Raw genomic sequence first — 13,291 nt, 5'->3', positions numbered from 1 at the left:
TGGCTTTGCGGCGGATGCGGCGGGCGGCCGTCAGGCCGTCACGAGCTTCACGCCGACGAGCGTCAGCGTCGCGGCGAGGAGGTTGCGCAGCAGCTTCTCAGGCGCCTTCGTCGACAGATAGCTCCCTATCAGGATGCCCGGCAGCGAGCCGAGCAGAAGCGAAGCCAGCAGCGACCAGTCGATCGAGCCGAGCAGCCAGTGGCCCGCGCCCGCGAGCAGCGTGAGCGGCACGGCGTGCGCGATATCCGAACCGACGATGCGCGTGGTCGGCAGCATCGGATAGAGCAGCAGCAGCACGGTGACGCCGATCGCGCCCGCGCCCACGGACGTCAGCGACACCAGCATGCCGAGGACGGCACCCGTGAGCATCGTCAGCGCGAGCGTGCTGCCTTGGCCCGTCGCGCGACGGCGCGCAGCGGCGAACTTGGTGAGCTGCGGCCGGAACACCAGCGCGGTCGCGGTGATCAGCAGCGCGACGCCCAGCACCACGGAAATCAGATGCGCGCCGCGCGGCGAATCCATCCCGAAGCGGTGCAAGAGGATCAGCGTGACGGTCGCCGCGGGCACGCTGCCGGCGGCGAGGCGCAACGTCACCTGCCAGTCGATTGAACCCTTCATCCCATGCATGAGCGTGCCCGTCGCCTTGGTTGCGGCGGCGTACAACAGGTCCGTGCCGACGGCCGTCGCCGGATGGATGTTGAACAGCAGCACGAGGATCGGCGTCATCAGCGAGCCGCCGCCGACGCCCGTCAGCCCGACCAGAAAGCCGACGAAAAGACCCGATGCCGAATAGAGAAGATCGATGTGGGGAAGTGCCATTGCGCGGACCGCGGACGGTCATAAAGAGTTCGGGGTTGCAGGCAAGCTTGCCGGTACTGCCGTCATGCCTGAGCGTCAGGCTGCAAGGTGCTGCAAGGTCCTGCAAAAAGGGCGGCGGCGCGGCTAAAGTCCGCTATTGTCGCAAAACCGGCGCCGCCGCGTACGCTTGCCGCCGCATGCACGCGTTTCCGGCTGATTTCAACTGACCGCTTACAATGATCGTTCAAGGCGCGATGCGGCGCACCGGGCGGCACTTTCGCGGCCTGCCCGCCGCTTCCCGTGGACGCGCCGCGGCCCGCTTACGTACGGCCGCGCCGGGCGATGCGTCGCCCGTCTCCTTCCAACCGCAAACCGACAAAAATGAATTACGGCGTCGCCTACGCATTGCTCGCGTTCACCATCTGGGGATTGTTTCCCGTCTACTTCAAGACACTCCATCAGATTTCCCCAGTTGAAATGCTCGCGCACCGGATGGTCTGGTCGCTGCTGTTTCTCTTCATCGTACTGAGCATACGGCAGCAGTGGCGCTGGCTGGGGCCCGTGCTGCGCGACGGGCGCCTTCTCGCGCGCTTCGCGGCGAGCGCGCTGCTGCTGTCGACGAACTGGGGCATCTATATCTGGGCCGTCAACGCGGGGCATATCGTCGAAGCGAGCCTCGGGTACTTCATCAATCCGCTGATCAACGTGCTGTTCGGCCTCGCGTTTCTGCGCGAACGGCTGCGGCCCGTACAGTGGCTTTCCGTCGCGATCGCCGGGTGCGGCGTGCTGTACCTCACGTGGGAGAACGGCCATCCGCCGTGGATCAGCCTTGCGCTCGCGTTCAGCTTCGCGGGGTACGGCCTGTTGCGCAAGACGGCGCGGCTCGGCGCGCTCGAAGGGCTGACGCTCGAAACGGTGCTGCTTTTTCCTGTTGCCGTGCTCTATCTGTTCTTCGTATCGCCGCATGGGGCGAGCGGCTTCGGCGCGGCGTCGTTCGGCGTGAAGGTTCTGCTCGCGCTCGCCGGGCCGATCACGGCCGTGCCGCTGCTGCTGTTCGCGGCGGGCGCGCGGCGCATCCCGCTGTCGATGCTCGGGCTGATCCAGTATGTGACGCCTTCGCTGCAACTGCTGATCGGCGTGCTGATCTATCACGAGCCGTTCGGGCACGTGCAGCTGATGGGCTACGGCGCGATCTGGATTGCGCTTGCCATCTATTCGCTCGACGGCTTGTGGCGTGCGCGGCTCGCGCGGGCCTGAGCGTCCGCCATCCTGCGCGAATGAAGCGAGGGCCGCTCAAAAGCGGCCCTCGTCGTGTATCGATGCGTCAACCCGCGTCAACCCGCGTCAACCCGCGTCAGATCGCGCGCCTCACCTCGGCCACGCCGAAGGCCGCGAGCGCGAAACCCGCAATGCGGTCGATGATCACGCGCAGCTTGTGGCCGATCGCATGCCGCGCGAGCGACACCGCCGTCACCAGAAAGCACCACCACGCGATCGATCCGCAAAACACGCCGCAGACCGTGGTGAACGCGACGCTCGATGAAAACGGTCCGCGCGGCGCGAGCGTCGTAAAAAGCGCCGCGAACATGATGATCGTCTGCGGATTGGTCAGCGTGAGCAGCAGCGCGCTCGCGAAAGCCTTCAACGCGCCTGCATGGCCGATTCCTGCAAGCTTGCCTTCGCCGTTACCGTTGCCATTGGCGTTGTCGTTGCCATTGTCCGCAGGCACTTTCTGCAGCATCGTGCGGATGCCGAGATACAGCAGAAAGAGCCCGGCGACGATATGCAGCGGCTTGTCGTAGGCCAGCATGAATTGAGACACGCTGACGAGGCCGAGCGCGGCAATCAGCCCATAAACGGCGTCGCCGCTCGCAATGCCGAAGCCGATGGCAAGACCGGCGCGCGGGCCGTCGGTGAGCGTGCGGCGAATGCACAGCATGCCCATGGGACCGACGGGCGCCGCGACCGCGAGGCCGACGCCCGCTGCCGTGAGAAATAGACCGGGACTGAACATCCGTGCTCCTGAGTGCCTGATAGAGGTGTGACGAAGACGGCCATGAACCGCGCATGGACCCCCGCATGGACCCCTTCTGCACGAGCCTGTCCGTAGCGGCAAGCAAACCGAAAGCATAGCCGCGCGGCGCGCGGGCGGCAATGCGGCCAAAAATTTCGCGGCGCGCGGGGTGGCCGGCAGATGCGGCGCGTCACGGCTGCCAGGCGATGCCGTCGGGAAAGTGGTATTGATCGAGCGACGCCGCGTGCATTTCGATGCTGTATCCCGGCCGTTGCGGCGGCATATATCGGCCGTTGTGGATCACGACGGGATCGATGAAATGCTCGTGCAGATGATCGACGTATTCGAGCACGCGGTTTTCCAGCGACGCCGACACGCAGATATAGTCGAACAGCGAAATGTGCTGCACGTACTCGCACAATCCGACGCCGCCCGCGTGCGGACACACGGGCACGCCGAACTTCGCGGCCATCAGCAGCACGACGATCACTTCGTTCAGTCCGCCGAGGCGGCAGCTGTCGACCTGGCAGAAGTCGATTGCATGCGCCTGAAGCAGTTGCTTGAACATCACGCGGTTGTGGCAGTGCTCGCCCGTCGCGACGCCGATCGACCCGAGCCGCTGGCGAATGGCGGCATGACCGAGGATGTCGTCGGGACTGGTGGGCTCCTCGATCCACCACGGGTCGAACTCCGCGAGACGCCGCATGTTCGCGACGGCCTCGTCGACGTCCCACACCTGGTTCGCGTCCATCATCAGCTTGAGATCCTCGCCGATCTCTTCGCGCAGGATGCGGGCGCGCCGCACGTCTTCGTCCAGATTGCCGCCCACTTTCTGCTTGAAATGCGTCCATCCTTGCGCGACGCCTTCGCGCGCGAGGCGGCGGATCTTCTCGTCGTCGTAGCCGAGCCAGCCCGCCGACGTGGTATATGCGGGATATCCCTGGGCGAGCATTTCCTGTTCGCGCGCGCCCTTGGTCTTTGCGTGGCGGTGCAGCATCGCGAGCGCTTCATAGGGCGTGATCGCATCCGTCACGTAGCGAAAGTCGAGGCAGCGCACCAGTTCTTCCGGGCTCATGTCGACGAGCAGCTTCCAGACGGGCTTGCCTTGCGCTTTCGCCCACAGATCCCACACGGCATTCACGACGGCCGCCGTCGCCAGATGAATCGCGCCCTTGTCGGGGCCGATCCAGCGCAGTTGGCTATCCGACGTGAACGCGCGCCAGAATGCGCCCATGTTCGCGGCGATGTCTTCGAGCTTCCTGCCGACGATGAGCGGCGCGAGCGCATTCACGGCCGTCACGCAGATTTCATTGCCTCGACCGATCGTAAACGTGAGGCCGTGGCCCGCGAGCGGGTGCGGCGCATCGGTGTCGAGCGTGACGTAAGTGGCGGAGTAATCGGGCGCGGCATTCATCGCGTCGGAGCCGTCGAGCGAACGCGAGGTCGGAAAGCGGATATCCCGCACGGACAGCTTCGTGATCGTAGTCATCTGAACACCCTCCAAGGGCGACAGCTATCGACTTGTACCCACCATCGGCCAACCATCGCAGACGCTTGTCTTGTGCAATGCAATGGCGGGTTGCGGCGCAAAAACGCTGCCACTCGCGACGCAGCCTTACGCGTAACCTTAGGCATTTGCACCCGTTGACAGCGCTGAATCCGCCTCCTAGCATGCTAGCATGTTAGTCGGAAATCAAGCGTGCCGTGAGCTCTTCAGCCGATGAAGCGAGTCTCGTCAACAGCGCCGCCGCCGATCCCTACAGCGCGCTGCAGAAGCTACAGGGCGGCGAACGCGGAAGCTTGACCGACGCGGTAGAGCAGGCGCTGCGCGAAGCTATCGTGACGTTGGCGCTGGAGCCCGGGATGATGATCGACAAGCTGGCGGTGTGCGAACGGATGGGGGTGTCGCGCTTTCCCGTTTCCGCTGCGCTGGCGAGGCTCGCGCACGCGGGCCTCGTCGAAGTGCTGCCGCAGCGCGGTACGCGCGTCAAACCCATCGTCATTCACGATATCCGCCAGCATCTCTTCATTCGCAGTGCGCTCGAAGTCGAAACGGTGCGCAGCGTGGCCATCGCGCGCGACGAAGCGACCATCGGCGCGCTCGCGGAGAATCTGGACAGGCAGCGCGAAGCCGTCGTGGGCGGCGGGCGTCATGAGTTCCATGTGCTCGATCTGGCCTTTCACGAAATCATGCTCGACGCGATCAACCTGCCGCGTGTGAAGGAAATCGTCGCGGTGTCGCGCAACGCGCTCGATCGCGCAAGGCAATTGTTGGCAAGCCCCGAGCGCCTCGCGCATACGCTCAAGGAGCACGAGCGCATTTTCGAAGCAATCCGCAGCGGCAAAGCCGACGCTGCGGCGAAATCGATGCATGGCCATCTCGATCAGGTCGTTGCCGAATTGCGCCGTTTCGCGGGCGAAAGGCCGGATCTGTTCGAGGAATAGCGACGCGCGCGTAGTGAGTTTCAGCTGGGTTTCGCGCGCGAGCCACTGCACCAGACATTTGCTCGCGCTTTGCAACAGCGCGGCGAATGCGCAGTTTGCCGAAGTTCGATCTCTGCGTAGTCAACTCGGAACGGAGGAGACAAGAAATGAAATTCATCAAGGCCTTGAGCGCGGCTACGACGCTCGCGGCTGCATGCCTGATCACGAGCGGGGAGGCGCGCGCCGAAGACTTCCACGGCGTCACGGTCAACGTGATGACTTTCGTCGGTCCGCAGATTGCCGAGCCGCTGCAGCGCCGCGCACCCGAATTCGAAAAGCTGACGGGTGCGAAAATCAACATCCTGACGGTGCCGTTTTCCGATCTGTACCAGAAGCTCCTGACCGACTGGGCGTCCGGCACGAACTCGGTGGATGCCGCCGTATTCGCGCCGCAATGGATGCCTGACTACACGAAAGGCGGCTTCCTCGAAGACCTGAGCGGGCGCGTCGCGAAAGACCAGGCGCTCAAAGAGGACGACGTGATGCCGTTCTTCCGCGAGTTCTCGCAGCGCTATAGCGGCAAGACCTATCTGATCGCGCTCGACGGCGACTTTCAGATGGTCTACTACCGCACGGATATTCTCAAGGCGCTCGGCAAGCAGCCGCCTCAAACATGGGACGACTATCTCGACATCGCGAAGGCGGCCAACGGCAAGGTCTTCGGCGGAGACGGCAAGCCGGTGGCGGGCTCGTGCATTTCGAAGAAGCGCAATGCGCAGGCGTACTGGGCGATCACGTCGATTGCGGGCGGCTATATCCAGTCGAAGGGCACGGCCCAGGGCGCGTTCTTCGATCCGCGCAACTTCAAGCCGCTCGTCAACAACGACGCCTTCAAGGCCGCGCTCAACGTGCTCAAGCAATCGACGCAATACGGCCCGCCGAACGAGATCAACATGGATGTCGGCGATACGCGCAGCGGGTTCATCTCCGGGCATTGCGCGTTGACGCTCGACTGGGGCGACGTCGGCGTGCTCGCGATCGATCCGAAGCAGTCGAAGGTGGCCGACACGACGGGCGCCGTGATCCTGCCGGGCTCGAAGCAGGTGTTGAACCGCGACACGGGCAAGCTGATGGCGTGCGACAAGGCGACCTGTCCGTATATGATCGACGGCGTGAATCACGCGCCGTTCGCGGCGTTCGGCGGCTGGTCGGGCGGCATCAGCGCGAAGGCCAAGCCGAAGGTCAAGGACGCGGCCTATGCGTTCCTGTCGTTCATGAGCCAGCCGGCGCAATCGAATGTCGACGTGACGATCGGCGCGACGGGCTTCAATCCGTATCGCCGTTCGCAATTCACCGACATGTCGATCTGGAAGAAGGCAGGCATGAGCGATGCTTTAGCAGCGTCATATCTCGGCGCGATCAAGGCAAGCCTGCAAAGCCCGAACATGGTCATCGACTTGCGCATTCCGCAGAACCAGCGCTATCAGCAGGTCGTGCTGGATACGGCGGTGTCGCGCTACCTCGCCGGCGAACTCGATGCCGATGCGACGATGAAGGCGATCGAGTCGGGTTGGGACGAAATTACCGAGGACGTCGGCAAGGACAGTCAACTGGCCGCGTACAAGGCGTCGATCGGCGCGAAATAGTGTTCACGGCAAACGCGAGTATCGGGTATGCATTCATCGCAGCATGCTTCGTCAACGGATTCGCCGCGCGATGACGCGCGCGGCAAGTTGCGCAGGTCGTCGGTGGCGAACTGGCTCGACCGGCAGGCGCCCTTTGTGTTCGTGCTGCCGACCGTGCTGCTGATACTCGCGTTTTCGATCTTTCCGCTCGTCACGTCCGCGTATCTTTCGCTGATGCGCTTTTCGCTGGGCGAGGGCGGCTACGGGCTGAAGTTCGTCGGCTTGCGCAATTACGAGCGGCTGTTCGGCGGCAGCCAGCAGTTTCATTTCGTCGGCGTGTTTCGCGCGCCGGGTGCGATCAGCATCGCCGTGATGGCGATTGCCGCCATTGCCGTGTTGTGGTGGCTCGCGCGTTACGCGATGAGCGCGCGGCGCTCGATCGCCGGCGCGCTCGGCCGCCTGATCGCGGCGGCCGCGCTGCTGTCGCTCGTCTGGCTCGCGGCGAACACGATGGGCGGCGGCGGTCAGCCGGGCAGCTTGATGGTCACGATGTTCTACGTGGTGCTCGGCGTCGCTCTGCAGTTCCTGATCGGCCTCGGGCTCGCGTATCTCTGCACATTGCCGCTCAAAGGCATGCGCTTCTTCCGCATCCTGTTTTTCCTGCCGTTGATGGTGACGCCCGTCGGCATCGCGTACATGTTCCGGATGATGGCCGACACGGCCGTCGGACCGCTCGCGCCGCTGTGGGCGGCGCTCGGCCTCGGCCAGATCGCGTGGGCGGCGGACCCGTGGCTCGCGCGCATCGTCGTCGTGATCGGCGATACGTGGCAGTGGGTGCCGTTCATGTTTCTCGTGCTGCTCGCCGCGCTCGAAGGCACGTCGCGCGACCAGATCGAGGCGGCCCAACTGGACGGCGCGTCGGGCTGGCGCATCTTCCGTGACGTGATCTGGCCGTCGATCGCGCCCGTCGCTGCGGGCGCCGTGTTGATCCGCCTGATCGAAGCGTTCAAGATCGTCGATCTGCCGAACGTGCTGACCAACGGCGGCCCTGGCATCGCGACGGAATCGATGACGCTGCATGCGTTCATCGACTGGCGCACGCTGAATCTGGGCGGCGCGTCGGCCGTCGCGTACATGCTGTTCTTCATCTCGACGATCGCGTGCGTATCGTTCTTCCAGCTCGTCGTGCGGCGCGCAAGGGGGCAATCGACGTGAGCGACTATCAGATCAAACGTCTGTTCGTGCGCGCGAGGCTCGACGAAATGCCGCTCGGCATGCGCGTCGCCGCGTATGCGCTGCTGGGCATATGGGCGCTCGTCGTGCTGTTTCCGCTGTACTGGATGGCGATCACATCGTTCAAGCTGCCCATCGACGTATCGAACGGCCCCGCCTACATTCCGTTCGTGGATTTCAAGCCGCACCTCGACGCGTGGCATTACATCTTCGTCGATCTCGGGCCCGACACGCTCAGGCCGTACGTGAACTCGCTGATCGTCGCGTCGTGCAGCACGCTCGCTGCCGTGTTTCTCGGCTCGATGGCGGCGTATGCACTCGCGCGCATCGAATATAAGCCGCCCGTGGCGGCCGTCGCGCTGGGCGTATTGCTGCTCGCCGTCGTGATCGCGGCGACGGGCTGGGGGCGCATCGATCTGCGCGTCTCCGTCGCCGTGTGCATCGCGCTTTTCTTTTTGCTGCTGCGCCCGATCGTCCGGCGCGCGCGCCGTCATCTGGCGAACGACGACATCCTGTTCTGGATCGTCTCGCAGCGCATCCTGCCGCCCGTTGTCACGGTGATTCCCATCTATCTGATGTTCAAGAGCGTGAGCCTGCTCGACACGCATATCGCGCTGATCATCACGTATGCGACGGCGAATGTGCCCATTGTCGTGTGGCTGATGTTCGATTTTTTTACGAGCGTGCCGAAGGAAATCGAAGAGAGCGCGCAGATCGACGGCGCGACGCGCTTCTCGATCCTGTTCGGCATCGTGCTGCCGCTGGTCGCGCCGGGGCTGGTCGCGACGGGACTGCTGGTGCTGATCCTGGCGTGGAACGAGTACCTGTTCGCGCTCTTTTTGTCGACGGCGAATGCGCAGACGCTGCCGCTTCTCGTCGCTGCGCAGAACGCGACGCGCGGGCCGCAATGGTGGAACATGTCGGTGCTGATCCTCATCATGATCGCGCCCGTGATGGTGCTCACGCTCACGCTGCAACGCTTCATCGTCAAAGGCATTCTTGTGGGGGCAGTCAAAGGATGAACGACAGGCACACGGTCGCACTCCAGCATTCGAAAAGCGTTTCGCTGCGCAACGTCAGCAAGGTGTTCGGCGATACGCGCGTGCTGCACAACCTGTCGCTCGATGTGAAGGCGGGCGAGTTTCTTGTGCTGCTCGGCGAATCGGGCTGCGGCAAGACGACGGCGCTGCGCATCGTCGCGGGACTCGAGTCGGCGACGCAAGGCACGGTGCATGTCGGCGAGCGCGACGTGACGCAGCAATTGCCGCGCGACCGCGACGTCGCGATGGTGTTTCAGTCATACGCGCTCTATCCGCACAAGACGGTGTTCGAGAACATCGCGTATCCGCTGATCGTCAGAAAGCGTCCAAAGGACGAAATCGAAGCCGCCGTGCGCGATGTCGCGGCGAGCGTGCACCTCGAAGACATGCTGTTGCGCTATCCGCGTCAGCTATCGGGCGGGCAGCGGCAGCGTGTGGCGCTGGCGCGCGCGATCGTGCGGCGGCCCGCCGCGTTCCTGATGGACGAGCCGCTGTCGAATCTCGACGCGAAGCTGCGCGGCCATATGCGCGCGGAACTCAAGCACATGCAGCACGAACTGGACATCACGACGATCTACGTGACGCATGACCAGATCGAAGCGATGACGCTCGCGCATCGCGTCGCGCTGATCGACAAGGGCGTGCTTCAACAGCTCGATACGCCTGCGCGGATCTACTCCGATCCGGCGAATCTGTTCGTCGCGGGCTTCATCGGTTCGCCGCCGATGAATTTTCTGCGCGGCAATCTGGCGAACAACCGCTTCGGCACGGAAGGGCTCGCACTCAACGCCGATATCGGCTATCAGGGCGCCGCGACGCTGGGCGTGCGTCCGGAAGAATGCGCGCTGGTCGCGGCGGGGGAGGGCATCGGGCTTGGCCGCATCTATTCCGTCGAACTGATCGGCGACCATTCGCTCGTGACGCTCAATGTCGGCGAGCAACAGGTCGTCGTGAAGGTGTCGAATATGTTTTCTGGCGAGATCGGCGCGGAGGTGGGGCTGCGCGTGAACGTGGAGCGGGTGTATTTCTTCGATCAGCAGACGGGAGGGCGGATCAGGTAGCGGCGGTGCGCTGCCTGATCCGCGTCGCGGCTTGCTTCAGACGGTTGCGGGATGCTCGCGGTCCCGGTGATGATCGGCCGCAAGGAACATATACATCGCCGGCACCACGAAGAGCGTAAACAGCGTGCCGATCGAAAGACCCGTGAAGATCACGAGACCCATTGCATTGCGGCCCGCCGCGCCCGCGCCCGAAGCGACCACGAGCGGCAGCACGCCGAGCACCATCGCGGCCGTCGTCATCAGGATCGGGCGCAGACGCACGCTCGCCGCTACTTCGAGTGCTTCGCGCTTGCCGCGCCCCGCGCGTTGCAACTGGTTCGCGAACTGCACGATCAGAATGCCGTGTTTGCTGATGAGCCCCATCAGCGTGACGAGCCCCACCTGCGTGTAGATGTTCAGCGTCGAGAGTCCCATGTTGATGAAGATCAGCGCACCGAACAGCGCCATCGGCACGGACACCAGAATCACGACAGGATCGCGGAAGCTTTCGAACTGCGCGGCGAGCGCGAGAAACACGATGATCGTCGCGAACATCAGGGTGACCACGAAGCCGCCCGATTCCTGCACGAACTGGCGCGACAGGCCCGAATAGTCGGCGCTGTAGCCGGACGGCGCGGCCTGCGTGGTCGCCTGGCGCAAGAAGTCGAGCACTTCGCCCTGTGAGATGCCCGGCGCGATCACGCCGGAAATCGTCGCTGAGTTCAACTGCTGGAAGTGATTGATCGACTCGGGCACGACGGTCTGCTTCAGATGCGTGACCGTCGAAGCAGGAATCACGCTGCCGTCCGGCGTGCGCAAATAGTAGTCGAGCACTTGTGACGGGTTGAGCCGGTCCGTTTGCAGCACCTGCGGAATCACCTTGTACGAGCGGCCCGCAATCGAGAAGTAGTTCACGTAGTTGCCGCCGAGCGCCGCGCCGAGCGCCTGGCCAACATCGCTTTGCGTGAGGCCGAGCGAAGCAACCTTGTCGCGATCGACGAGCAGCACGCTTTCCGGCTTGTCGAGCTTGAGATCGCTGTCGACGTAGAAGAACATCCCGCTTTCGCGCGCCTTCTGCAGCACGCTTTGCGACACTTCGTTCAGGTTCTCGAACGGCTCCGTCGTGCTGATGACGAATTGCACGGGCAGTCCCTGCGCGCCAGGCAGCGGCGGAAACTGGAACGCGGCCACGCGTGCGCCCGCGATGCCGTTCCATTTCTCCTGGAGTTCCTGCTGCAACTGCGTGGCGCTTTTCTTGCGCTTGTCCCACGTCGTGAACAGCACGCCGCCGATGCCCTGATTCAGCGTCGGTGCGCCCGTCAGCTGGAACATCTGCGCATATTCGGGCAATCCCTTCGAGATATCGAAGACCTGGTCCGCGTAAGTCTGCATCTGCTGGATCGTCGCATTCGGCGGCCCGAGGACCTGCGACAGCACGATGCCCTGGTCTTCCTGCGGCGCGAGCTCCGATTGCGAGGTCATGAAAAGATAGACGGTGCCGCACAATAACAGCGCGCCCATCACGATGAACACGGGCCACGTGTCGAGCATCGCATGCAAAAGCCGCGCGTAGCCGTGATGCACCCGCTCGAACTGCCGGTCGGTGAAGCGCGCGAAGCGGCCCGACTCCTGGTCCATGCGGAAAAAGCGCGAGCACATCATCGGCGACAGGCTCAGCGCGATCACGCCCGACACGGTCACCGCGCCCGCCAGCGTAAAGGCGAATTCGGTAAAGAGCGCGCCCGTCAGTCCGCCCTGAAACCCGATGGGCAGATACACGGCAATCAGCACGACCGTCATCGCGAGAATCGGCCCGCCCAGTTCGCGCGCGGCGATCAGCGCCGCTTCGAACGGCTGCTTGCCTTCCTCCTTCATATGCCGGTCGACGTTCTCGACCACGATGATGGCATCGTCGACCACGAGCCCGATGGCGAGCACGAGCGCGAGCAGCGTCAACAGATTGATCGAATAGCCGAGCAGTTGCATCACGAAGAATGTGCCGACCAGCGACAGCGGCATCGCGATCACGGGCACGATCACCGCGCGGAAACTGCCGAGGAACAGGAAGATCACGGCGGTCACGATCAGGAGCGCTTCGACGAGCGTCTTCACCACTTCATCGATGGCCGTGTTGATGAAGTCGGTCGCGTCATAGACGATGTCGCCCGTCATGCCTGTCGGGAACTGCTTCTGCATATCGGGAAAGATCGCCTTCACGCGCTTCGCGACGTCGAGCACGTTGGCTTCCGGCGCGACCTTGATGCCGATGAACACAGAGCGCTTGCCGCTGAACGCGACGTTGAAGTCGTAACCGTCCGCGCCGAGCACGACGTTGCCGACGTCTTCGAGCCGCACGATCGCACCGTTCTTCTGCTTGACGACCAGCTTCCTGAAGTCTTCGACGGAATGCAGATCGGTGCCCGCGTTCAGGTCGACGCTGATCATCTGGCCCTTGGTCGTGCCGAGCGTCGCCAGATAATTGTTGCTGCCGAGCGCGGAGAAGACGTCCGAGGCCGTGACGTTGTGCGCGGCGAGCTTGTTCGAATCGAGCCATGCGCGCAGCGCGAACTGGCGGCCCCCGAGTATCTCCGCAGTCTGCACGCCCTGGACCGAGTCGAGCTTCGGCTTCACGACGCGAAGCAGATAGTCGGTGACGTTGTTGCTCGGCAGCACGTCGCTGTAGAAGCCCATGTACATCGCGTCCGTCGTCTGGCCGACCTGTACCGTCAGCACGGGCTGCTGCGCCTGCGGCGGCAACTGGTTGCGCACCGAAGCGATCTGCGTGTTGATCTCGGTCAGCGCGCGATTCGAGTCGTAGTTCAGGCGCAGCGTCGCGGTGATCGTCGAGACGCCCGTGGTGCTCGTCGACGACATGTAGTCGATCCCTTGCGCTTGCGCGATGGCCGCTTCGAGCGGCTGCGTGATGAAGCCTGCCATCGTGTCGGCGCTCGCGCCGTAGTACGCGGTCGTGATCGTGACCACGCCGTTTTCCGTCTGCGGATATTCGCTCACGCGCAGCGCGAACAGCGAGCGCACACCGAGCACGAGGATCAGCAGGCTCACCACCGAGGCGAGCACCGGGCGTTCGATGAAGATATCGGTGAATTTCATCGTGCG

10 protein-coding genes are annotated in these 13,291 nt (G+C 63.8%); 6 read left to right on the top strand and 4 right to left on the bottom strand.

Annotation, left to right across the window (positions count from 1 at the left end):
* Nucleotides 1-30: 30 nt before the first annotated feature.
* On the bottom strand, nt 31-819 hold the full coding sequence (locus tag J8I87_RS16335) for a sulfite exporter TauE/SafE family protein (RefSeq protein ID WP_209932521.1): 789 nt from the start codon (nt 817-819) through the stop codon (nt 31-33).
* Between the two features lie 360 nt (nt 820-1,179).
* On the opposite strand from J8I87_RS16335, the gene rarD reads away from it, so the two are divergent.
* A complete protein-coding gene (gene rarD / locus J8I87_RS16330; RefSeq protein ID WP_209932520.1) occupies nt 1,180-2,055 on the top strand; it encodes an EamA family transporter RarD in 876 nt (291 codons plus the stop codon).
* 97 nt (nt 2,056-2,152) lie between these two features.
* Here rarD and J8I87_RS16325 read toward each other — a convergent pair whose 3' ends face one another.
* Together J8I87_RS16325 and J8I87_RS16320 are read right to left on the bottom strand one after the other, a co-directional pair.
* Nucleotides 2,153-2,812, bottom strand: a complete 660-nt coding sequence (locus J8I87_RS16325; protein ID WP_209932519.1) for a LysE family translocator — start codon at nt 2,810-2,812, stop codon at nt 2,153-2,155.
* 190 nt (nt 2,813-3,002) lie between these two features.
* On the bottom strand, nt 3,003-4,301 hold the full coding sequence (locus J8I87_RS16320; RefSeq protein WP_209932518.1) for an L-fuconate dehydratase: 1,299 nt from the start codon (nt 4,299-4,301) through the stop codon (nt 3,003-3,005).
* 215 nt (nt 4,302-4,516) lie between these two features.
* Here J8I87_RS16320 and J8I87_RS16315 point away from each other — a divergent pair, with 215 nt between their 5' ends.
* The 5 genes from J8I87_RS16315 (at nt 4,517) to J8I87_RS16295 (ending at nt 10,195) form a co-directional block, all read left to right on the top strand.
* Entirely contained in the window at nt 4,517-5,257 is a 741-nt protein-coding gene (locus J8I87_RS16315; protein ID WP_209932516.1) for a GntR family transcriptional regulator, read from the top strand.
* A 146-nt stretch (nt 5,258-5,403) separates the two neighbouring features.
* The gene (locus J8I87_RS16310) at nt 5,404-6,882 is read left to right on the top strand and encodes an extracellular solute-binding protein (protein ID WP_209932515.1); all 1,479 of its coding nucleotides are present in this window, start codon (nt 5,404-5,406) and stop codon (nt 6,880-6,882) included.
* A 27-nt stretch (nt 6,883-6,909) separates the two neighbouring features.
* Nucleotides 6,910-8,076 carry a carbohydrate ABC transporter permease gene (locus J8I87_RS16305; RefSeq protein WP_209932514.1) on the top strand — a complete coding sequence of 389 codons (1,167 nt, stop codon included), beginning with the start codon at nt 6,910-6,912 and terminating at the stop codon, nt 8,074-8,076.
* On the top strand, nt 8,073-9,116 hold the full coding sequence (locus J8I87_RS16300) for a carbohydrate ABC transporter permease (RefSeq protein ID WP_313064656.1): 1,044 nt from the start codon (nt 8,073-8,075) through the stop codon (nt 9,114-9,116). Before J8I87_RS16305 ends, J8I87_RS16300 begins: the two co-directional genes overlap by 4 nt.
* Nucleotides 9,113-10,195 (top strand): ABC transporter ATP-binding protein, encoded by a 1,083-nt coding sequence (locus J8I87_RS16295; protein WP_209932513.1) that lies wholly within the window; start codon nt 9,113-9,115, stop codon nt 10,193-10,195. Before J8I87_RS16300 ends, J8I87_RS16295 begins: the two co-directional genes overlap by 4 nt.
* A gap of 36 nt (nt 10,196-10,231) precedes the next feature.
* Here J8I87_RS16295 and J8I87_RS16290 read toward each other — a convergent pair whose 3' ends face one another.
* Nucleotides 10,232-13,285, bottom strand: coding sequence for an efflux RND transporter permease subunit (locus J8I87_RS16290; RefSeq protein ID WP_209932512.1), 3,054 nt, complete (start codon nt 13,283-13,285; stop codon nt 10,232-10,234).
* Nucleotides 13,286-13,291 lie beyond the last annotated feature (6 nt).

The sequence above is a fragment of the Paraburkholderia sp. LEh10 genome (assembly GCF_017814945.1).
Taxonomy (GTDB): domain Bacteria; phylum Pseudomonadota; class Gammaproteobacteria; order Burkholderiales; family Burkholderiaceae; genus Paraburkholderia.
This window is presented reverse-complemented; position numbering and strand designations above follow the sequence as displayed.

What these genes read in the sequence shown, in the direction of transcription:
- J8I87_RS16305 (WP_209932514.1), top strand. Translation starts at nt 6,910, where the DNA reads ATGCATTCATCGCAGCATGCTTCGTCAACGGATTCGCCGCGCGATGAC.
- J8I87_RS16295 (WP_209932513.1), top strand. Translation starts at nt 9,113, where the DNA reads ATGAACGACAGGCACACGGTCGCACTCCAGCATTCGAAAAGCGTTTCG.
- J8I87_RS16335 (WP_209932521.1), bottom strand. Translation starts at nt 819, where the DNA reads ATGGCACTTCCCCACATCGATCTTCTCTATTCGGCATCGGGTCTTTTC.
- J8I87_RS16320 (WP_209932518.1), bottom strand. Translation starts at nt 4,301, where the DNA reads ATGACTACGATCACGAAGCTGTCCGTGCGGGATATCCGCTTTCCGACC.
- J8I87_RS16310 (WP_209932515.1), top strand. Translation starts at nt 5,404, where the DNA reads ATGAAATTCATCAAGGCCTTGAGCGCGGCTACGACGCTCGCGGCTGCA.
- J8I87_RS16325 (WP_209932519.1), bottom strand. Translation starts at nt 2,812, where the DNA reads ATGTTCAGTCCCGGTCTATTTCTCACGGCAGCGGGCGTCGGCCTCGCG.
- rarD (WP_209932520.1), top strand. Translation starts at nt 1,180, where the DNA reads ATGAATTACGGCGTCGCCTACGCATTGCTCGCGTTCACCATCTGGGGA.
- J8I87_RS16290 (WP_209932512.1), bottom strand. Translation starts at nt 13,285, where the DNA reads ATGAAATTCACCGATATCTTCATCGAACGCCCGGTGCTCGCCTCGGTG.